This is a genomic window from Paraburkholderia fungorum, assembly GCF_046027605.1.
Classification (GTDB): Bacteria; Pseudomonadota; Gammaproteobacteria; order Burkholderiales; family Burkholderiaceae; genus Paraburkholderia; species Paraburkholderia fungorum_F.
The window spans coordinates 353,291-374,882 of the sequence record NZ_JAQQEF010000002.1; the positions used below are offsets into that span (position 1 = coordinate 353,291).

At 61.6% G+C, this 21,592-nt stretch carries 18 protein-coding genes; 3 read left to right on the top strand and 15 right to left on the bottom strand.

What is annotated here, in order from left to right; all coding sequences use genetic code 11:
- Positions 1 to 361: 361 nt before the first annotated feature.
- The 4 genes from PQR53_RS04930 to PQR53_RS04945 are packed head-to-tail and all read right to left on the bottom strand — an operon-like array spanning position 362 to position 4,750.
- The gene (locus PQR53_RS04930) at positions 362 to 1,813 is read right to left on the bottom strand and encodes an amidohydrolase family protein (protein WP_408451457.1); all 1,452 of its coding nucleotides are present in this window, start codon (positions 1,811 to 1,813) and stop codon (positions 362 to 364) included.
- Between the two features lie 35 nt (positions 1,814 to 1,848).
- On the bottom strand, positions 1,849 to 3,051 hold the full coding sequence (locus PQR53_RS04935) for an amidohydrolase family protein (protein WP_408451458.1): 1,203 nt from the start codon (positions 3,049 to 3,051) through the stop codon (positions 1,849 to 1,851).
- 5 nt (positions 3,052 to 3,056) lie between these two features.
- Positions 3,057 to 4,535 carry a sodium:solute symporter family protein gene (locus tag PQR53_RS04940; RefSeq protein WP_408451459.1) on the bottom strand — a complete coding sequence of 493 codons (1,479 nt, stop codon included), beginning with the start codon at positions 4,533 to 4,535 and terminating at the stop codon, positions 3,057 to 3,059.
- Positions 4,532 to 4,750: a DUF3311 domain-containing protein gene (locus PQR53_RS04945; RefSeq protein WP_408451460.1), complete on the bottom strand. Its 219-nt coding sequence runs from the start codon at positions 4,748 to 4,750 to the stop codon at positions 4,532 to 4,534. Before PQR53_RS04945 ends, PQR53_RS04940 begins: the two co-directional genes overlap by 4 nt.
- 344 nt (positions 4,751 to 5,094) lie before the next feature.
- Here PQR53_RS04945 and PQR53_RS04950 point away from each other — a divergent pair, with 344 nt between their 5' ends.
- Positions 5,095 to 5,976 (top strand): LysR family transcriptional regulator, encoded by an 882-nt coding sequence (locus PQR53_RS04950; protein WP_408451461.1) that lies wholly within the window; start codon positions 5,095 to 5,097, stop codon positions 5,974 to 5,976.
- Positions 5,977 to 6,022: 46 nt separating this feature from the next.
- Here PQR53_RS04950 and PQR53_RS04955 read toward each other — a convergent pair whose 3' ends face one another.
- The 11 genes from PQR53_RS04955 to PQR53_RS05005 form a co-directional block, all read right to left on the bottom strand.
- The gene (locus PQR53_RS04955; RefSeq protein ID WP_408451462.1) at positions 6,023 to 7,345 is read right to left on the bottom strand and encodes an NAD(P)/FAD-dependent oxidoreductase; all 1,323 of its coding nucleotides are present in this window, start codon (positions 7,343 to 7,345) and stop codon (positions 6,023 to 6,025) included.
- Positions 7,345 to 8,637: an NAD(P)/FAD-dependent oxidoreductase gene (locus PQR53_RS04960; protein WP_408451463.1), complete on the bottom strand. Its 1,293-nt coding sequence runs from the start codon at positions 8,635 to 8,637 to the stop codon at positions 7,345 to 7,347. The genes PQR53_RS04955 and PQR53_RS04960 overlap by 1 nt, the downstream gene beginning before the upstream one ends.
- A gap of 73 nt (positions 8,638 to 8,710) precedes the next feature.
- Complete coding sequence (locus PQR53_RS04965) at positions 8,711 to 10,291, bottom strand: DUF3138 family protein (protein WP_408451464.1); 1,581 nt, start codon at positions 10,289 to 10,291, stop codon at positions 8,711 to 8,713.
- Positions 10,292 to 10,328: 37 nt separating this feature from the next.
- Positions 10,329 to 11,240: an ABC transporter permease subunit gene (locus PQR53_RS04970; RefSeq protein ID WP_408451465.1), complete on the bottom strand. Its 912-nt coding sequence runs from the start codon at positions 11,238 to 11,240 to the stop codon at positions 10,329 to 10,331.
- Entirely contained in the window at positions 11,237 to 12,211 is a 975-nt protein-coding gene (locus tag PQR53_RS04975; RefSeq protein WP_408451466.1) for an ABC transporter permease subunit, read from the bottom strand. The genes PQR53_RS04970 and PQR53_RS04975 overlap by 4 nt, the downstream gene beginning before the upstream one ends.
- Positions 12,208 to 13,371, bottom strand: coding sequence for an ABC transporter ATP-binding protein (locus PQR53_RS04980; RefSeq protein ID WP_408451467.1), 1,164 nt, complete (start codon positions 13,369 to 13,371; stop codon positions 12,208 to 12,210). Before PQR53_RS04980 ends, PQR53_RS04975 begins: the two co-directional genes overlap by 4 nt.
- A 208-nt stretch (positions 13,372 to 13,579) precedes the next feature.
- Positions 13,580 to 14,713 carry a polyamine ABC transporter substrate-binding protein gene (locus tag PQR53_RS04985; RefSeq protein ID WP_408451468.1) on the bottom strand — a complete coding sequence of 378 codons (1,134 nt, stop codon included), beginning with the start codon at positions 14,711 to 14,713 and terminating at the stop codon, positions 13,580 to 13,582.
- Positions 14,714 to 14,786: 73 nt separating this feature from the next.
- Entirely contained in the window at positions 14,787 to 16,226 is a 1,440-nt protein-coding gene (locus PQR53_RS04990; protein WP_408451469.1) for an aspartate aminotransferase family protein, read from the bottom strand.
- A gap of 61 nt (positions 16,227 to 16,287) precedes the next feature.
- Positions 16,288 to 17,622, bottom strand: coding sequence for a glutamine synthetase family protein (locus PQR53_RS04995; protein WP_408451470.1), 1,335 nt, complete (start codon positions 17,620 to 17,622; stop codon positions 16,288 to 16,290).
- 32 nt (positions 17,623 to 17,654) lie between these two features.
- Positions 17,655 to 18,449, bottom strand: a complete 795-nt coding sequence (locus PQR53_RS05000; RefSeq protein ID WP_408451471.1) for a gamma-glutamyl-gamma-aminobutyrate hydrolase family protein — start codon at positions 18,447 to 18,449, stop codon at positions 17,655 to 17,657.
- 324 nt (positions 18,450 to 18,773) lie between these two features.
- Positions 18,774 to 18,995, bottom strand: a complete 222-nt coding sequence (locus PQR53_RS05005; RefSeq protein WP_407945944.1) for a hypothetical protein — start codon at positions 18,993 to 18,995, stop codon at positions 18,774 to 18,776.
- Positions 18,996 to 19,417: 422 nt separating this feature from the next.
- Between PQR53_RS05005 and PQR53_RS05010 the strand changes: the two genes are divergently transcribed.
- Complete coding sequence (locus PQR53_RS05010; RefSeq protein WP_408451472.1) at positions 19,418 to 19,969, top strand: cupin domain-containing protein; 552 nt, start codon at positions 19,418 to 19,420, stop codon at positions 19,967 to 19,969.
- Between the two features lie 89 nt (positions 19,970 to 20,058).
- Complete coding sequence (locus tag PQR53_RS05015; RefSeq protein WP_408451473.1) at positions 20,059 to 21,552, top strand: aldehyde dehydrogenase; 1,494 nt, start codon at positions 20,059 to 20,061, stop codon at positions 21,550 to 21,552.
- Positions 21,553 to 21,592: the final 40 nt, after the last annotated feature.

Here is a 21,592-nt window from a genome sequence, read left to right on the forward strand (position 1 = left end):
ATGTCGTTGTTTTGCCGCTGCGCGCGCCGCTTTGGACGCTTGGCGAGAGCCGGTTGCATAGGGTGGATGGCGGGTTGCGCCAGGTTGCAACGGCTCGCGGGCGACGAAATCTAACACGATAATTTATCGATAAATAGTCAACAAAATGGGTTTCCCGGGTAAACGCCAGGGGCGACGCGTGGCTGCGTCCGCACGGAACGCGCGCGGCGAGGGCAGGTGGAAATGTCAGATCGCGCCAGGCGGCGCGCGGGAAGGGGTGCAAGCAGGCTCAAGCGGCGGTTGCGCGGCGCGCTGTCCAGGCACGTCAACAGGCATATGAAGTTGTGACGCTCAGCGCACCGCGATAAAGCCCGCCGAGGCCTCAATAATGACTATGCCGCCACAGCGTCGGCGGCGCCTCCAGCAGATGCCGCAGGCCTGCGCGGTCGAACGTGCGATCCGCGGCCGCCGACACGCGTTCGAGTATGTCCCCTTCGTCGACCGACAACACGCGGTAGTTCTCCATGAGAACTTTGCCGCCGACCATGGTCATGCATACGTCGCCGGCATTCGCGAAACAGGTGACGCGATGGACGGGCATATTCATCGGCATGAGGTGCGGCTTGTAGAGGTCGACCAGAATGATGTCGGCCTGCTTGCCCACTTCGAGCGAACCGATTTGATCGTCGAGCGACAGCGCTTTAGCCGCATCGATGGTGACCATTTCGAGCACCTTGCCGTGCGGCAGGACGTCCGGGTCGCGAAAATGACGGCGGTGGTAGTGCATGCATTGCCAGATGTGGCGGAACATGTCGTAGCCGCGGTCGGGTGCCGCGCCGTCGGAGCCGATCGCCACCGTCACGCCGGCGTCGATGAGTTCCGGCACCGGGCAACGTCCAATGATCGACATGATCGCGCTTGGGTTGTGCACGATCGAGGCGCCGGTTTCGACACATGCCGCGATGTCCGCGGCGCTGAGATCGATGGCGTGCGACATGAACGACTTCGCGTTCAGCAGCCCCAGCTCACGATGCGCGAAATCCAGCGAACCGTCGCGATGACCGTCCTGCGTGAAGCTTAGACCGCGTTCGCGGGCCAAGGCCATGTAGCGCTCGGCCTGATGCCGGAAGGTGTGCTCGTACGCCGCGTGCTCGGGATAGTGCTGCGGGGCGTAGACGGGCAGCGTCAACGCAATCTGGATGCGGCCGTTGGCGTCACCATGGCATGCGTCGATGATCTCTTCGCACACGCTGAGCATCTGCGCGAAATCGATCTCGCGCGTCACGCTGCCGTTCGCCCCGTGCTGCGTATAGGCGCGCGGCTCGGGTGGCCGCGACGGACCCACCGCGACGATCGAGCGGGTGCCTGTTCTCACCACTGCGTCACAGTGGCGCCGCGCATAGACGGGGTCGTCCACGCGCATGATCGAATCGCCGCCGCCGAGCAGCGATACGCCCGTCGTCACGCCCGCTTTGAGGCGTTCGAGTGCCGCCAGATGCGATTCCATTTCCCAGAACGTTTCGTCCGATGCGCGCGTATAGATCGCCTCGCACGCCGCCGACCACGCATCGCCGTTCGCGCCGCCAATCGTCCTGAGCATCGCGTGCCCGGCATGCGCATGCGCGTCGATCAGGCCCGGCAACACGGCCTTGCGGCGCGCGTCGATCACGCGGTCGGCCTGGTATTGCCGCGCCAGCTCACCTGTCTCACCGACAGCGACGATACGATCGCCTTTGATTGCCACCGCGCCATCGTCGATGACGCGACGTGCGGGGTCGAGTGTGATGACGCAGCCATGCTCGATCAGCACATCGACGCGTTGCTCACTGCTCATGAATGAAGACTCTTCTCGTGAGGACTGCACGCGTCTTACCCCGCATTGACGTCGATCAGCGCGCCGTCGCGCACGACGATACGTCCGTTCGCCACGACCAGCTTGCGCGTGGGCCGGGCAACCACGGCATGTGCCACGGATTGCGCATCGACCAGCACGAGGTCCGCGCGTGCGCCGACGCGCAGACCGTAATCGCTGAAACCGCAGCCTTGAGCGGCAGCATGGCTCACGCAGTCGAATGCGATCTCGAGGTCGTCGTCGCGCCGCAAGTCGTAGCGCATGCCGATCAGCATCGCGCGCTCGAGCATGTCCGGCACGCCGTACGGCGACCAGGTATCGCGAATGCCATCGTTGCCGCCGAAGATCGTCACGCCTTTGTCCCTGCAAATTTTGAGCGGCGGAACGGGGCGAGACGGCGGCGCACTGGTCAGAAGCGCCACGCGTAAATGCGCGATCCGTTCGAGCAGCGCGTCGCGTTCACGTTCCGGCAACGCGCCGAGGCAGAACGCGTGACTCACGACAACCCGGCCCTGCATGCCCATTGCCTCGACGCGATCGAGCAGCAGTTTCAGCGTGAAGGCGCCGACTTCGCCGGGCTCGTGCAGATGGATGTCGATCGGCTTGCGGTAGCGTTCCGCGAGCTCGAAGGTCGCGTTCAGCGACGCGACGGGATCGCCGTCGATCAACGCGGGATCGAGCGCGCCGAGCACGTCGGCGCCTTCGGCGAGCGCGTTGCCGAGCAGTTCGACCGTGCCGGGACGGATCAACATGCCCGACTGCGGAAACGCGACGATCTGCATGTCCAGCACATCGCGCAGGGTCTGTCGCGTCTCGAGCACACCGTCGACATACCGCAGCCGCGCATCGGTATCGACGTCGACGTGAGTGCGCAGGCGCGTGGTGCCGGCCTGCACGAATGCCCGCGCCAGCGCGAGCGACTGGACCGCCGCATCGTGTCCCGAGGTCTTGCGCCATGCGCGCTCGTTGCTGATGCGGTGGACCAGCGTGGGTCCGACTTCGTTGCGATACCACGGACGGCCCCAGTGGCTTTTGTCGAGGTGCGTGTGCCCTTCGACGAAACCCGGCAGCAGCAAGGCACCGCCGCCGTCTTCGACTAACGCACCGGCCGGCGCTTCGACCTGCGGCCCGAGCGCGGTGATGCGGCCGTCGGCGAGCGCTACGGAAACCGCTTGGCCGTCGGCCAGCCGCACGTTGGAGAGGAGAAGAGCGTGAGTCATGTTGGTCATACCGATTCGACGGAGGTGGCGATGCGGGCCTGCAGCGCGCGCTGCGCGGCGCTGATTGCAATGAATACCACGGCATTGGCGAACAGCGCGACAAGGCCGGTATTGATGGAGGTAAAGGCAATCGGCGCGGCCGGGAAAACCGAGGCCAATGTCATGCCGCGCCAGTTGACCAGCGCCAGCACGATCGCGCCGGCAAAGATGCCGCCGAATGCCGCTTCCCGAGTGCCGAATGGGCGCGTCAGGAAACTTGACGCGAGCATGGGGACCAGTTGCGTCAGCAGGCTCGACGAGAAAATCGCCAGCGCGACGAAGTTCGAGCCGCCATGCAGCACGAAATAGACGACCACCAGCGTAAACAGCGGCAACGCGATGCGCGCGACGCGCCCGACTTGCCGGTCGCTTGCCTGCGGGGCGAAGCCTTCGCGATAAATATTGCGAGCGATCATCGTCGACGCATTGAGCATGATCAGCGAGCCTGGTACCAACGCCGTGAGCAGACCGGCGCCGCCGACAATCCCGACGAACCACGACGGGAACGTCTGCTTGACGAGCCGCAGCAGCGCGAGATCGGTCCGCGCGCCTTCGAGTCCGTGCACGGTCAATACCGCGGCGAAGCCGACGAGGAACAGGAATGCGATCAACACCTGATAGATCGGCATCAGCATGGTGTTCTTGCGCAGCGCCGACGCGTCGCGCGCCACATAGACGGCGGTGAAGCCGTGCGGGTACAGGTAGTAGCCAAGCGACGTCAGCAGAAGCGTGGAGTTGTACCAGCTCAGATTGAAACCGCGCTCCGGCATGCGCAGCAGTTCCGGATGCACGGCGTCGATGCGCGCGAACATTTCGCCGAAGCCGCCAAAGTAGTGTAGCGGCAAATAGGTGCCGAGAAAAATCGCGAGACCGAGGATCAGCACGTCCTTGAAAATCGCAATACTCGCCGAACCATGGATGCCTGAGACGCTCATGTACAGCACCATCAAGGTCGCGCTGATCCAGATCGCCGTGTCCTGCGAGATCACGCCATACGACATCTCGGAGACGATAATGCCGAGACCGCGCAACTGGATGATCAGAAGCGACACCATCGCGAAGACGGCCACGATCGATACCAGAACGCCGATGGCGCGGCTATCGTACTTCGACGCGAAATAATCGGCGAACGACACGAGGCCGCGTTCCTTCGCATAGCGCCAGATGGCGGGCAACATCCAGTAACCGAACACGTACGCGAGACAGCCATACGAGAGGATGTAGAACGCCGGCACGCCCTTGCTATAGGTCCAGCCGCTCGCGCCGAGAAACGAGAAGGTCGAGAACGCCTCACCCGCCATCAACAGGAAGGTGAGCAGCGAGCCGAAGCCGCGGCCGCCCACGGCCCATTGTTCGAGGCTGAGCGTCTTGCCGCGGCGCGCATACAGGCCGACCGCCAGCGCGAAGAGGGCGAACAGGACAATGATGACGAGTGCCGGATTCATTGTCCGCCTCCCGCGCGTTCGCTCGCGCTTGCCGCTTCGTCACGGCTGTCGAGGCAATAGATGATCGCGAGAATGGCGGCCGTTGCTGCCATCCAGAACAGATTCCACACCAGCAAAAATGGCAGGCCGAACAGCAGTGGTGTACTGGCGGCGAGCGTGCCGCCCGAATAAATGCCGATGAAGGGCAGCGCGGCCAGCAGAAATCGGAGTTTCATCGGCTGCTTCCTTGTCTCGGCGCCCACGAGCGGCGTCGTCTTGCTGTTCTCAACTGCGTCCTCTTCATGCATGTCTCCGGATAGTTGTCTTGTCGTGACTTTTCTTCTGCTGTCACGGCCGCGTCGTATCGCGCACCGCTTTGCATTCGAGTTTTTTGTCTGATGTCGAAGCGGAATAATTGGCCATTGAGCAAGCGATGAAAGGCCAATGAAAGGCCGTCGGCATCGACATTTTTGTGATGTTATCGATCTCACCCGACATTCAAAAATTAAATGTTCAAATGCGTGTCAGTGGGAAATCGAATACCATCGGTTATACGTATGCCGTTATCAGGTCGCCTTCAATGAAGTCCAATCCCAAAGCACGTACCCCGTTGTTCGATCTGGATCTGCTGAAGGCCATCGTCATGGTGGCCGATTGCGGTACCTTCACGGCAGCTTCCGCGCGGCTTCATTCCACGCAATCCACCGTGAGCCAGCAAGTGCGGCGGCTGGAGGAGATGGCAGGTCACAAGCTTCTCGAGCGCGGCAGCCGTGACGTGAGTCCGACCGATGCCGGCGAAACCCTGCTCGCTTACGCGCGCCGCATGCTTGCCCTCAACGACGAAATGATCGAGGTGCTCTCGGGCGCGACGGTGGGTTTGACGGTCCGGCTGGGCGTGCCGGAGGATTTCGTCGGCGGCCCGACAACCCATATGCTCGCCGCGTTCAACCGCAAGCATCCGCAGGTGAAGCTGGAAGTGACGAGCGGGTTGAGCCGCGATCTGGGGAACAGCTACGATCGCGGCGATCTCGATCTGATCCTCGTGAAACAGCGGCGCAACAGCCGCGAGGCAGTCGCATGCTGGCCGGAGCAATTGAGGTGGATTGACAGTGCGAAGAACCCGTCGATCCAGTTGGAGCCGGTTCCCATCGTCGCATTTCCGCCCCGCGGGCTATACCGTGACGAGATGACCAATGCGATCGAAGGCCTCGGCCGCCGCTGGCGGATGAGCTTCATCAGTTCGAGCCTGAGCGGCATCCAGGCGGCTGTGGCCGATGGTCTTGGTGTCAGTCTGCTGCCCGCGCGCGCTGTGACGGCGGATCACGTCGTGCTGACGCCGAAAAGCGGGCTACCTTCAATTGAAACGATGGATATCGCGCTGCTTCATCGTCCGACGGCCGATGCCGTCGTCAAGGAACTTGCGCGTGCGTTGGGACGTATGTTTGGGCCGCAGCGGCGGTGAAGCGCTTGCGTATCGGCATGCGTCAACCACACCGCCGGACCAGCGCCTAGAACAGTTCCAGAATCCGGTGATACATCATCCCGAGTTCGAGCGCCGGCCCACGCAGCGCCGGGCCGCCTGGAAAACGCGCATGCCGTAACTGCGCGAATAGATCGAAAGCCGCCGTTTCACCGGCCATGGCCTTTGCAATTACGCGTCCGGCAATCCCGGTCAACGCCACGCCATGCCCGGAAAAGCCCTGCACATAAAAGTAGTTCGGATCGATCGAGCCAAAATCGGGCGCGCGATTGCGCGTCACGTCGACGAAACCACCCCATGCATAATCGATTCGCACATCGGCGAGTTGCGGAAACACGCCGATCATGCGCTTGCGAATCTCTTCACCGAGCTGCACAGGCGAGGCTCCGGTCGAACTGGCACGTCCGCCGAACAGCACGCGATGATCAGCCGACAAGCGGAAATAATCGAGGAAGAAGTTGTTGTCGCAAATCGCTTCACGCCCTTTGATCAACGCGTCCGCGCGTGCCTGGCCGAGCGGCTCCGTGGCGACGATGTAAGACGCGATCGGCGCGATGCGCGCGGCGACCGGCGCGGGCAACACGTCGCCGATTGTCGCGTTGCCGCACGCCGCGACGAAGCGGCAGCGTACTTCGCCGCCAGCGGTACGCACAATAGGCCGCGCACCGCGCACCACTTCGATCACTGGCGAATGCGCGAACAGTTGCGCACCTTCACGACGTGCCGCATCGGCGAGGCCGAGGCAGTATTTGAGCGGATGCAGATGACCGGAAAACGGATCGTAGACGCCGGCCAGATAGCGCCGCGAAGCGACGCGTGAACGCACTTCGTCGGTATCGAGCCACGCGAGTTTCGTATAACCCCAGCGTTGCGAGGCCGAATCCATCCACGAACGCAAATCCGGCACACGTTTCGGTTTGGTCGCCACTGTCAGATAGCCGGAGGTGAAATCGCAATCGATCCCGTAGCGTTCGATGCGTTCGCGCACCAGAGCCACGCCTTCCACCGACATCGCCCACGCCGCGCGGGCGCCGTCGAGTCCGAGTTGCCGCTCGATGATCTCGTCCTTGGCGAAGCCGACCAGCGTCTGACCGCCGTTACGGCCCGACGCGCCCCAACCAGGGCGGTGCGCATCGAGCACCACCACCGACAAACCGCGCGCCCGGCATTCGAGCGCTACCGACAAACCGGCGAAACCCGCGCCGATCACACAGACATCGGCCTCGAGCGTGCCGTCGAGCACGGGATCGTCCGTTAGCGGACGGGCGGCGCTCGCCTCGTAATAGGAGTTGGCGATCAGCGCGTCGGCGCGCCGGTCGAGGGTATTGAAGCCAGGCGTCGGAGCATTCATCAGAGCAGGTCCTTCATTCGATACCAGGCCATCGCGAGTACGAGGGCAGGGGTGCGCAGTGTAGCGCCGCCCGGGAAGTCGCGGTGACGAATCTTGCCGAACAGATCGAAGCGGGACGCCTGGCCGTCGATCGCTTCGGCGATCAGTTTGCCCGCGAGCCCAGTGGTGTTCACGCCGTGGCCGGAGAAGCCCTGCGCGAAATACACCGTAGGCGACAGCCGGCCGAAATGCGGCGCGCGATTCATCGTGATGTCGACGAAACCGCCCCACGCATAGTCGATTTTGACGTCGTCGAGTTGCGGGAAGGTCTTCAGCATATCGCGCCGCATTGCTTCACCAAGATTGCGCGGCGCGAGCTTCGAGTAGCTGACTTTGCCACCCCACAGCAAACGGTTGTCGGGAGCGGGCCGGAAATAGTCGAGCACGAAGCGGCTGTCGCACACGGCCGCTTTCGCCGGCATTAATGCTTCGGCGCGATCGGGGTCGAGCGGTTCGGTGGCGATCACGTAAGTGCCGACCGGCATGATCTTGCTGGCGACATCCGGCGCGAGTTGGCCGAGATACGTATTGCAGGCGAGCACGACGAATTGCGCATTCACCGTGCCGCGCGCGGTGTCGGCCACATGCCGGCCGTTTTCCTGGCGCAACGCGGTGACGCAACTGTCTTCGAAAATCCGCACGCCGGCGGCGCGTGCCGCGCGCGCCAGACCGAGCGTGTAATTCAACGGGTGCAGATGGCCGCTATCCGCATCGAACAATCCACCGAGGTAGCGTTGCGATTGAACATAGCTGCTAACGCCATCGGCATCGACATAACTGAAGCGGTCATAGCCGAAGCGCCGTTGCGCTTCATCGCGCCATTTTTGCAACGCATCCGTATCGCGCGGCTTGTTCGCCGCAGTCAGATAGCCGATGGTCAGGTCGCAGTCGATCTGATGCTTCGCGACGCGCTCCTTGACGATGTCGAGCGTCTCTAGCCCCATGTCCCAAACACGCTTCACGTCATCCGCGGGCATGAACTTCGCGAATGTATCGATATCGCAGGCAAAGCCGCCGATCAACTGACCACCATTGCGCCCGCTCGCGGCCCATCCGACTTTCGATGCTTCGAGTACCGCGACCGAATGACCGCGCTCAGCGAGATTCAACGCAGCCGAGATGCCGGTGAGGCCCGCGCCGATCACACAGACGTCGACGTTGAGCGTCTCTTCGAGCGGGGAATGGCGCGTGGTGTCGTTGGCCGTTGCTGCGTAATACGAGGCGACGTGAGGCTGGTTTGAGAATTGGAGCATAGGCAGGGCAGGCAGAAGAGGCCGTGGCGCGTGGCCCGCCGTCAAGCGGGGCCACGCGATGAGGCGGGTCGTTTTAGAACGAGTAGATGAACTGCGTCGCGAGCAGGTCGTTGGACTTGCCGTACGAACCGTCGTTCTTCAGGAACACCTGTTTGTTGGCCCAGTCGTGACGGTATTCCACCTTGACCGTGATCTGCTGGGTCGGGTAGAACAACAGATCGAGCGAGACGTCCTGACGGGTGGCGCCCTTGCACTCGAAGCCGAGACCGCCGTTCGCCTTCGAATTGGCGAGGCAGTCCGCGCCGATACCGAAGCCGTTGGACGTATCCATGCCGTTGCCGTTCAGCGCGATGCCACCGCCGCCGCCGCCGTTCTTGCTGTCGACCAGCACGTCATAACGCAGCGTCGCGCCCATGCGGCCCACCACCGGCAGCGTGAACTTGCGGTGCGCGAGCAGCGAGAGACCGTACCATTGCGCCTGGCCGCCGTTGAACGCACCGTTCTGCTGCTGACCGTAGTCGACTTCGGCGTTGTACTGCACGTCGGCGAGCAGGTAGGTCAGGTCGGCTTCGCCGAAGAAGAAGGTACCGCCCGCGCTCGGCGAGTTGCCGCCTACGCCGTAGGCCACCGTGCCGGTGTTCGGATCGATCGCGCTAGGCAGCGTCTGACGGCCAATGTTGATCGAGCCGCCCACATCCAGTGCGCTCGACCATGTGTAGTCCGTACGTGCCGTGAAGGTCGGGATCTTGTTGCTGGTGGTGATCGGATCGCCCAGCGAGTTGGTGCCGATCTGGGTGGTCGCGCCGTACGTGCGGTACTGTTCGTTGCCGAGGAAGAACTTCCACGCCCAGTTGCCCGCCGTGTAGTTCGCGCCGGCGCCGATGTAGCTGCCCGGATCCGAGAAGTCGTACAGCAGGTTGTGCGTGAGCGTGAGCATCTGGTTCGATTGCTGCACCTCATAGCCGCCGAAGCTCGGAATCAAACCGGCCACGAACGTCGTGCTCGCCGTGATCGGCACATTGATGACTGCCGTGTTCAGAATGTTGTTGCCGATGTCGCCATGCTCGTTCTGCAGCAGTGTAATGCCGTTGCCGCGGTTCGGCATCAAGGTGATTTCGGCCGACGGCGCCATCGGGCCGACACCGAAGGTCTTCTTGATGTCGAGGTACAGATCGCCGAACGTGCTGTTGAAGTAGTTGTAGCTGCTTTCGTGGTTCGCGAACAGGAACGACGAACTGCTCTGCGCGCGGTTATAGATGTAGGTCGGATCGATATAGCCCGTCACCGACAAACCCGCGATCGGCCCCGTATTCGCCGCGTCTTCCAGCGAATCCACCTTCAGCTGCTGATTGGCGATCTGCTGTTTCATCGACGTCACGTCGTCGTTGGTCAACGTCGCTTGCGCCTTGCCGTAATCCGGCGAAGAGATGTCGACCGGCGCGGCGGCCACCGCCGGGGCAGGGGCCACTACGGGTGCTGCAGCCGCAGCCGTTGCCTTGGGCTTGCTGGCGACTTCCGAGCGCAACTGTTTCACTTCCTTCTGCAGTGCGTTGAGCTGGGCCTGGAGCGCCTTGATCTGGTCGCTGGTGGCATCTGCCATGGCAAAGCCAGGCAAACTCCCCGCCACCAACAGACAGATGAGCTTCTTTCTCATGCAAATTCTCCTTATTGGTCGTATTGCAAAGGACTTCTTATGCGCGTGCCGTATCGAGAGACTTCCGTACAGCGGCTTGTTGTGGTGCTAACGGCAAAGGGTCGGCGGCTTCGGCGAGTGCGAAAGCCATCTGCATGTCGCGATTGCGCTTGCGTTCGCGCAGTTGCATCCAGCGGTTGACCGCGATCACGCCGATCGTCACCGTGACGATGAAGATCGTGGCGAGCGCATTCATTTCCGGATTCAGGCCGAGGCGAACCCGTGAGAACACGACGAGCGGCAAGGTGGTGGAGCCGGGACCCGACAGGAACGCGGACAGCACGAGGTCGTCGAAAGACAGCGTGAACGACAGCAGCCAGCCGGACATCAAGGCCTGCGAGATCAACGGCAGCGTGATCAGGAAGAACACCTTGAGCGGCGTGGCGCCGAGATCGAGTGCGGCTTCTTCGAGCGACTTGTTGAGCTCCTTCACCCGCGATTGCACGATGATCGCCACGTACGACACGCACAGCATCACGTGGCCGATCCAGATCGTGAAGAGGCCCCGGCCCTTCGGCCAGCCGAGCATCTGTTCGAGCGCGACGAACAGCAACAGCAGCGAGATGCCCTGAATCACCTCCGGAATCACGAGTGGCGCGTTGATCATGCCGGCGAACAATGTGAAGCCGCGAAAGCGTCCGAAGCGGGCCAGCACGAAGCCGGCCCATGTACCGATCACCACCGACGCGCACGCGGTCAGCAGACCAATCTTCAGCGACAACCACGCCGCATTGAGCAGTTCGCCGTCTTGCAGCAGCGCGCCATACCATTTGAGCGAAAAGCCGGACCAGACGGTGACGAGCTTCGACTCGTTGAACGAATACACCACCAGGCTGATGATCGGGATATACAGAAACAGAAACCCCACAGTCAGCACACTCGCGGAAAGCGTCTTATTAGGCTTGATCATTTCGCGCCCTCCAGTTCCTTGACCTGGTAGTACTGGAACACGGCCATCGGCACGAGCAGCAGTAGCACCATCGCGACCGTGACGGCGGATGCCATCGGCCAGTCCATATCGTTGAAGAATTCATCCCACATCACGCGGCCGATCATCAGCGTGTCGGCGCCGCCGAGCAGTTCGGGAATCACGTATTCGCCAACCGCCGGAATGAACACCAGCAGACTGCCGGCGATAATGCCGTTCTTCGACAACGGCAAGGTGATGCGGGTGAACGCGGTCCAGGGTTTGCAACCGAGGTCGTAGGCCGCTTCGAGCAGCGTCAGATCCATCTTCACCAGGTGCGCATACAGCGGCATCACCATGAACGGCAGGTACGAATAAACCATGCCGATATAGACGCCAATATCCGTGTGGTAGAGGCGCAACGGCGAGTGAATCATGCCGATCGACATCAGCGTGTGATTGAGCAGACCGTCGTCCTTCAGAATGCCGATCCACGCATAGACGCGGATCAGGAACGACGTCCAGAACGGCAGCATTACACCCATCATCAGCAGGTTGCGTTTGGTGGGTTCCGAGCGTGCGATGTAGTACGCGATCGGATAGCCGATGATCAGGCAGAAGAAGGTCGAGACCGCCGCCATCTTCAGCGAGCTGATATACGTCGCGACGTACAGATCGTCTTGCAGCAGGAACGCGTAGTGGCCGAGCTGCATCGCGAAATGCACCATGCCGTCCTTGACCGTCACGAGATCCGTGTACGGCGGAATGCCCAGGCGCAGATCGGCGAAGCTGATCTTCAGCACCAGCACGAACGGCAACGCGAAGAACAGCGTGAGCCACAGGAACGGCACGCCGATCACGGTCGTGCGGCCCGACGGCACCAGCATCGACAGGCGCTTTTTCAGCGAACCGAACCGACGGTTGCCGGACGGCGCGCCGAGCGCCGCGGGGGAGGAAGTAGTGGGATTGCTCATTGCGTCAGCACCACGCCGCTAGCCGGCGACCAGTAGACGAACACGTCGTCGTTATAGGAAGGGGCACCTTCGCTCATCAGGTGCGAGCTGGAGAGATTCGACACCACCGTCTTGCCGCTCGGCAGGCGCACGTGATACAGCGAATAGCTGCCCATGTACGCGACATCCGAGACCACGCCGCGCGCCCAGTTGTGCGGGGTAGAAGGTTTATCGAGCGAGACCTTCACACGTTCGGGGCGCACCGAGATACCCACCGGCATGCCGAGCGGACCGGTAATGCCGTGGCTCACGTAGATGCGCGATTCGAGGTCTTCGCTTTCGACGAAGATATGGTCGGGTTCATCCGCGACCACGGTGCCTTCGAACAGATTGGTCGAGCCGATGAACTCGGCCGAGAAGCGGCTATTCGGAAACTCGTACACCTGGCTGGGCGAACCGATCTGCACGATGCGGCCCTCGCTCATCACCGCGAGGCGGCCGGCCATCGTCATCGCTTCTTCCTGATCGTGCGTCACCATCACGCAGGTCACGTCGACCTTCTCGATGATGTTGACCAGTTCGAGCTGGGTCTTCTGGCGGATTTTTTTATCGAGCGCCGACATCGGTTCGTCGAGCAGCAGCAGCTTGGGGCGCTTGACGAGCGAGCGGGCCAGCGCCACACGCTGCTGCTGTCCACCTGACAATTGATGTGGCTTGCGTTGCGCGTATTTGCTCATTTGCACGAGATTGAGCGCGTCGGCGACACGTTCCTTGATCTCGTTCTTCGGCGTGCCTTCCTGCTTGAGGCCGAACGCGATATTCGCTTCGACACTCATGTGCGGGAACAGCGCATACGACTGGAACATCATGTTGACCGGCCGCTTGTACGGCGGCATCGCGGCGAGGTCTTCGCCGTCGACGAAAATGCGCCCCGAGGTCACCGTCTCGAGCCCCGCGAGCATGCGCAGGAGCGTGGACTTGCCGCAGCCGGAGCTGCCGAGCAGCGCGAACAATTCGTTCTTGGCGATGCTCAGGTTGACGTTGTCGACAGCGGTGCTGTCGCCGAATTTCTTCACGACGTTTTCGATACGGACGAATTCTTCCGGTTTCGATTTTGTCGTCGGTGCGGGGCGGGCCATCTGGGTGGCGCCGGCCGGGCTTTTTAATGTCGTCGAGTTCATGATGTAACCGTTCCTTGCGGATCGCGAGCGCAAGTGTCTCCCTACGAGGCGCGGGAAGCGGCTCGCAAGATGCGCTGCGATCGGAAAACATGGGACTGCGCAGGTGGGACCTAAAAGCGCGCAGGCTGACTGCCGTTACTGCCTTTCATGCGCTCAGGGTTCAAGCGATCCCTGAGCGCGGGATTAAACTCTTTCTAGTTTGGCTTAATCAATGGCCGGTTTTAAGCTGCGCCCAAAGACGGTTTTCCAGACGCAGAATATCGGTGGGCATCGGCTTCATGAGTGTCATCTTGCTCAATACATCGTCGCCCGGATAAACGGTTTTGTCCTGTGCGACTGCCGGCGTGACGAACTGGCGCGCGGCCTTGTTCGCAGTCGGGTAGAACACTTCATTGGTGATCGCGGCGTTGACCTTCGGGTCCGAGATGTAGTTGATCCACTTCAGCGCGGCTTCAGGGTGCGGCGCGTCTTTCGGGATCACCATCACGTCGAACCACAGCAGGCCGCCTTCCTTCACGTTCGAAAACCTGATTTGATACGAACGCTTGGCTTCCTCGGTGCGGCGGCTCGCAATGCCGACGTCGCCTGACCAGCCGACCACGACGCAGACGTCGTTGTTCGCGAGGTCGTTGATGTAGCCGGACGAATTGAATTGGGTGATATACGGGCGGACTTTCTTCAGCACTTCAAACGCGGCCTGGTAGTCGGCGGGGTTGGTGCTGTTCGGGTCCTTATGCATGTATTGCAGCGTCGCGGCGAATACGTCGACGGCCTGGTCGAGGAACGACACGCCGCAACTCTTCAGCTTCGACAGATTGGCCGGGTCGAATACGAGTGCCCAGCTATCCACCGGCGCATTGGCGCCGAGAGCTTTCTGCACGGCCTGCACGTTGTAGCCGATGCCATCCGTACCGTATGCCCAGGGCACACCGTACTGGTTGCCCGGATCCGCGTCGGCGATCATCTTCATCAGCACGGGGTCGAGGTTCGCGAGGTTCGGCAGCTTCGATTTGTCGAGCTTCAGATACACACCGGCCTGAATCTGTTTGGCCATGTAGTTCGAGGTCGGCACCACGATATCGTAGCCCGAGCTGCCCGCGAGCAGTTTGGCCTGCAACGTATCGTCACTATCGTAGTTGTCGTACTTGACGTGAATGCCGTCCTGCTTCTCGAAGTTCGAAATCGTGTCCTTCGCGATGTAGTCCGACCAGTTATACACATTCAATTCCGTGTCGGCCGCAAGGGCCGGCGTGACCGACAACGCCGCAAAACCCGTGAAGGCGAGAAGCGCGGTCCCCGCGACCGCATGACGAAGATGACGTCCAGAATGACAAACGCTCATGGTTTTTTCCCTTGATGTGAAGAACCGGCATGAGCGCGTATCGTGGGTGTGCGCATGCCGGAACGAACTGCCGTTACGAAATTCCGAGTTGTTGTGCAGTCGCGTCGATGGCTTTTTTGGCTTTCGAAACGATTTCGTCGATCTCCAGCTTCGTGATCACGAGCGGCGGCGAGAGCAGCATCCGGTCGCCGGTGGCGCGCATGATCAGGTTGCTGTTGAAACAGAAGTCGCGGCAGATCGTGCCGACGTCGCCGCCGTTGGCAAAACGCTTGCGCGCTTTCGGGTCTTCCGCGAGTTGCAGACCGGCCACCAGACCCGCGCCGGCGATTTCGCCGATGATCGGATGGTTGGCGAAAGTGTCGCGCAGCTTCTTCTGGAAGTACGGACCTGTGTCGGTCTTCACGCGCTCGACGATCTTCTCGTCGCGCAGCAGCTTCAGATTGGCGAGTGCCACCGCCGCGGCCACCGGGTGGCCGGAGTAGGTGAGGCCGTGATTGAAGTCGCCGTTTTCGATGATCGCCCTGGCCACGCGATCATGCAGGCCGACCGCGCCCATCGGCACATAGCCGCTCGTCAGGCCCTTGGCCAGCGTGATCAGATCCGGCTCGAAGCCGAAGTGCTGATGCGCGAACCATTCACCGGTCCGGCCGAAGCCGCCGATCACTTCGTCCGCGACCAGCAGGATGTCGTACTTGCGGCAGATGCGCTGGATTTCCGGCCAGTACGTCGAAGCCGGGAAGATCACGCCACCCGCGCCCTGGAAAGGCTCACCGATAAACGCGGCGACGTTGTCCGCACCGATTTCGAGAATCTTCGCTTCGAGTTGCTGCGCGCGGGCCAGCGCGAATTCTTCCGGCGTCAGATTGCCTTCGGCTTCGCCGAAGAAATACGGCTGGTCGATATGCACGATGTTCTCGACCTTGGAGGGCATCTGTTCATGCATGTAGCCCATCCCGCCCAGCGTGCCGCCCGCGATCGTCGAACCGTGATAGCCGTTCTTGCGCGAGATGACGAACTTCTTCGAGTGCTTGCCTTGCGTCGCCCAGTATTGATGGACGATGCGCAGCACGGTGTCGTTGCCTTCCGAACCGCTGTTGCAATAGAAGAAGTGGTTGAACGGTTCCGGCGCGAGCTCCGCGAGCAAGGCCGACAGTTCGATCACCGGCGGATGCGTCGTCTTGAAGAAGGTGTTGTAGTAGGGCAGTTCCTGCATCTGCCTGTACGCGGCGTCGGCCAGTTCCTTGCGGCCGTAACCGACGTTCACGCACCACAGGCCAGCCATGCCGTCGATGACCTTGTTGCCTTCCGAATCCCACAGATACACGCCTTGGGCCTTGACGATCACGCGGCTGCCGGCACGATTCAACGAACCCATATCCGAGAACGGATGGATGTGATGGGCGGCGTCGAGTGCGCGGTATTCGGCGGTGCTGCGTTGTTGCTGTGCGGCTTGTGCGTTCGCGGCAGGTTGGGCCGGTTGCACGTAAGCGACTTCTTCTGTTCTATAGCTCATACTGCCTCCAGTTTTTATGCGTTTGCGGGCGACGTCATTAGTAAAGGCCTTGGATTCGGTCTTAGACGTGCAGCAGCAAATGCCGGCGTTCCCACGAACTGATCACGCGGAAGAACGCTTCATATTCGGTTTCTTTCAGTGCGAGGTAGGCTTTGACGAATTTCTCGCCGAGTACTTCGGCGATCGGTTCGCAAGCGCCCATCAGCGTCAAGCCTTCTTCCAGGTTGCGCGGCAACTGATACGGCAACTCGTACCCGTCGCTCAACAGGGGCTCGGTGGCTTCGAGTTTTTGCGTCATGCCGAGATAGCCCGCGGCCAGCGTCGCGGCAATCGCCAGATACGGATTGCAGTCCACGCCCGGAATACGGTTTTCGATGCGGCGCGCGGCCGGCCCCGAATGCGGGATCCGGAAACCCACGGTGCGGTTGTCGTAACCCCACGCGACGTTGATCGGCGCGGCCATGAAGCGCGACAGGCGGCGATACGAGTTGATGTACGGCGCGAAGATCGGCATCAGCGCCGGCGTGTATTTCTGCAAGCCGGCGATATAGCCGGTGAAGAGCGAGGTGGGCTTGCCGTCCGGACCCGTGAACAGGTTCAGGCCGGTTTCTTCGTCCACGAGGCTCTGGTGCATGTGCATGGCCGAGCCAGGTTCGCCTTCCATCGGCTTGGCCATGAAGGTCGCGTACATCTTGTGGCGTAGCGCGGCTTCACGCACCGTGCGTTTGAACAGGAACACGCTGTCGGCGAGCTTCAGCGGATCGCCGTGCATGAAGTTGATTTCCATCTGCGCCGCGCCCACTTCATGAATCAGCGTGTCGACTTCCAGTTCCTGCACCTCGCAGTACTCGTAGATGTCTTCGAAGAGCGGATCGAATTCATTGACCGCTTCGATCGAATACGCCTGACGTCCGGTCTCCGGACGGCCCGTGCGGCCGATCGGCGGTTGCAGCGGCAGGTCCGGGTCCTTGTTCATGTCGACCAGATAGAACTCGAGCTCGGGCGCGATGACCGGCTTCCAGCCTTTGGCCTTATACAGTTCGAGCACGCGGCGCAGCACGCGGCGCGGCGAGATCGCGACGGGCGTGCCGTCGAAGTGAACGCAATCGTGAATCACCTGGGCGGTCGGATCGACGGCCCACGGAATCATGCGGATGGTGCTGGCGTCGGGCACGCACACCATGTCCGGGTCGGTGACGCCGGTGAGCGTGCCGTCTTCCGGATAGTCTCCTGTGACGGTCTGGATCATCACCGCCTGCGGCAAGCGCATGGACTCGCCGGATTCGAACTTGCTGCGCGGAATGATCTTGCCGCGTGCGATCCCGGCCATATCCGGAATGATCGCTTCGATTTCGGTGACGCGGTTCTTCTTCAGGAAGTCGTCGATTTCATGCATGGTTATTCTCTCAGTTTTGGTGCGCGACCGGCTCAGGCATGCGTGGCAGCGGCGGATGCCGCGCCATAGCCGGCCTTGGTGCGCATTCGATCGCGGCAGGCGTCGCCGAAGGCGCGAAAGATCGCGGTGGAGAGCGCGTCAGTGGCATGCTTCCATTCCGGGTGCCACTGCACACCCAGCGCGAAGGCACGCGCATCTTTCACACTCACCGCTTCGATCAATCCGTCCGGCGCGCAAGCTTGCGCCACCAGACCCACGCCCAACCGCTCGACGCCCTGACCGTGCAATGAATTCACACGCGCTTCATTCGTGCCGCCCGCGAGGCGCTGCAACAAGCCGCCCTCTGTCAGCGTGATCGAATGCGACGGTGCGTATTGCACGTCGAGGTCGTCTTCCTTGTTCTCGCGATGGTCGTTCAAACCGTCCACCGCGTGAACGCTTTGATGCAACGTCCCGCCGAACACCACGTTCATTTCCTGGAAGCCCCGGCATACCGCCAGTACCGGCACGCCTGCGGCGATTGCCGCGCGCAGCAGCGGCAGCGTCGTCGCATCGCGTGCCGCGTCGTGCAGCGTGCCCGGCGCGCTGGGATGACCACCGTAGCGGTGCGGTTCGACATTCGAATAGCTGCCGGTAAACAGCAGGCCGTCGACGGCGTCCAGCACGTCCTCAGTGGACTGACGCTCACCGAGCGCCGGCAACAACATGGCCAGCGCCTGCGAGCCGTCCACGATCGCGGCGATGTACTTCTCGCCGGTGACGTGCGACGGATGGGCTCCCATCATCGTTCTGTCGGCGCTGATGCCGACCAGGGGTTTGTTTCGCATAACAGATAGACGTGTGTGTTCCCCGCGGGACGCGGCATGAACAACGTTAAACACAGCGCGGCACGATTCCGCAGCCGGACGCAAGGCGTCAGGCCGCCGGGATAGTGCAGGCGGCCGTCGTCAAATGAACGCGCCGCGCGTGATAGTCAGGTAGGCCGTTCGATTCGATCCGCTGCGGTGCGCAACTGCTCTGATCCGCATGAAGTGCATGAAGTGCATGAAGTGCACACACGGCAGACGGCACCGCACATGCACGAACGCATGGCTCAATAGAGCGCGCTCACGCAAACGGACAAATCGAACGGCGGAATAAGGGGGGAGGCGCTACGGCAGCAGCGAGGCGACTTCGTCCGTGCGCACAGCAATGAAGGCGCGCGCGGAGATGGAGTTGTGACGTCGAACTGAACGGCGGGACAGGATCGTGAAGACGGACAGGAAGCGGCGGAACGTAAGGCTGCCGTTGCTGCCGTCGGCGATGGCGCCGTCAGCGCGAGGACAACTCGCCTGACTACGATTCCATCTCACCAAAGGGCCTCGGACTCTCACGATTACACTCGACTAGCGACGTTGAAAGTATTGAACGCCTGCTCGAAAAACGCACGGGGCGTTTAAAGAAACATGACGCTGGGATGATCGCCTCAAACCGATGCGAACTGGGTTCGCTACATCAAAAAACACCTTTTCGTGCTTTGTGACGTCGGCATGAAGATCGCCTGTGAATCATCGTATACGAGCCAATAAAGCCGTCAAATCATTTTTATGAAAGATTTATCAGGGCTTTCCCGGGGGTCCTGCCGCAATCCCGTACGATGGGAACGTTCGTTGCGCTATTCATATTTCGGAAGCCTTTCAGGGGTTTTCCCCAGCGGCGCAAAGTTTAAAGTGATTAGAATATTCAACACTCGCGCACAGCCCCTTGCTCTCGCCCGAGCGTTCCGACCATTTTTCATATGTCAGAGAATCCAGCGATGTCCATAGAAGTAGCGACCCGTCTGCAATACATCCGCAAGAAGAACGGTCTGTCTCAGCGCGAACTGGCCAAACGGGCGGGAGTGACGAACGGCACGATCTCGCTGATCGAACAGAACCGCGTGAGTCCCTCGGTCGGGTCGCTGAAGAAACTGCTCGAATGCATACCCATGAGTCTTGCCGAATTCTTCACCTTTGAAGTCGAGGTGGAGCGCTCGGTCGTGTCGCGCCGCGCCGACATGCCGAATCTCGGCAATGAGTCGATCGAGTTCTATCTCGCGGGCTCCAGTGTGAAAGATCGCAACATGGGCATTCTGCGTGAGGTCTATCAGCCGTTGTCGGATACCGGGCCGGAGATGCTGGAGCACGATGGGCACGAGGGCGGCGTGGTGGTCAGCGGTCAGATCGAACTGACGGTGGACGGCGTCACGTGGCTGCTCGACCCCGGTGACAGCTACTACTTCGAAAGCCGTCTACCACATCGTTTTCGCAATCCCAGCGCAGAGCATCTCTGCGAGATCGTGTCGGCCAATTCGCCGCCCACGTTCTAGAGACTCCGCGCCAACGCGCTGCGACGCACTTCCAGGCCATATGAAGTCGATGCCGGCGTGCGTCGAGCGCATAACATTGAGGCATCCTGATGGACAAGAAATCTCTCGCTTTCTGGCAAGACAAAGCCGCTACGCTTTCGATCGAAGGCCGTGCGTTTATCGACGGCGAGTATCGTGACGCCGCAGGTGGCCGCGCATTCGACTGCCTGAGCCCGATCGACGGCAAGTTGCTCGCCAGGGTCGCCGACAGCGGCGCGGCGGATGTCGACGCCGCCGTGGCAGCCGCGCGCCGTGCGTTCGATGCCGGCGTATGGTCCGGCCTCAATCCTCGCAAGCGCAAGGCGATTCTATTGCGCTGGGCCGCGTCGATCCGTGAGCATATGGACGAGCTCGCGCTGCTCGAAACGCTGGATGCCGGCAAGCCGATCGCCGACACCACCTCGGTGGATGTACCGGGCGCGGCCTATTGCGTCGAATGGTTCGCCGAAGCCATCGACAAGGTGGGTGGCGAAGTCGCGCCCGCCGATCATCATCTGGTGGGCCTCGTCACGCGCGAGCCGATCGGCGTGGTGGCGGCCGTAGTGCCGTGGAATTTCCCGATTCTGATGGCGTCGTGGAAGTTCGGCCCCGCGCTCGCCGCGGGTAACAGCGTGGTGCTCAAGCCTTCGGAGAAGTCGCCGCTCACCGCGATTCGCCTCGCCCAACTCGCGCTGGACGCGGGCATTCCGGCCGGCGTATTCAACGTGCTGCCGGGCGCGGGCGAAGCGGGCAAGCTGCTCGCGCTGCATCAGGACGTGGACTGTCTCGCCTTCACCGGCTCGACCAACGTGGGCAAGCTGATCATGCAATACGCCGGGCAGTCGAACCTGAAGCGCGTGTGGCTCGAACTCGGCGGCAAGTCGCCCAACATCGTGATGCCCGATTGCCCCGACCTCGATCGTGCGGCCAATGCGGCGGCCGGGGCGATCTTCTACAACATGGGCGAAATGTGCACCGCCGGTTCGCGCCTGCTCGTGCATCGCGACATCAAGGACGTGTTCCTCGACAAGCTGATCGCCGCCGCGCGCAGCTATACGCCGGGCAATCCGCTCGATCCGCAGACCTCGATGGGCGCGATCGTCGACAACGTGCAACTCGAACGCGTGCTCGGTTATATCGAAGCGGGCCGTGCCGAGGCGAAGCTGCTGCTGGGCGGGTCGCGTGTCAAGCAGGAGACCGGCGGCTTCTATATCGAGCCGACCATCTTCGAGATTCCGGCCTCCGGTGCGAAGGTCGCGCGCGAGGAAATCTTCGGGCCGGTGTTGTCGGTGATTACGTTCGACACCGTTGAAGAAGCGATCAGGATCGCTAATGACAGCGAATACGGTCTTGCCGCTGCCGTGTGGACCTCGAACCTGACCACCGCGCATGAAGTGTCGCGCAGGCTGCGCGCCGGCACCGTGTGGGTCAATTGCTACGACGAAGGCGGGGATATGAATTTCCCGTTTGGCGGCTACAAACAATCGGGTAACGGACGCGACAAGTCATTGCACGCATTGGAGAAGTACACCGAGCTGAAGTCCACGCTGGTGCGGCTGCGCTAAAGTTCGCCAAGCCTGCGCGGCGGCGCCCTGGAAAAGGCGC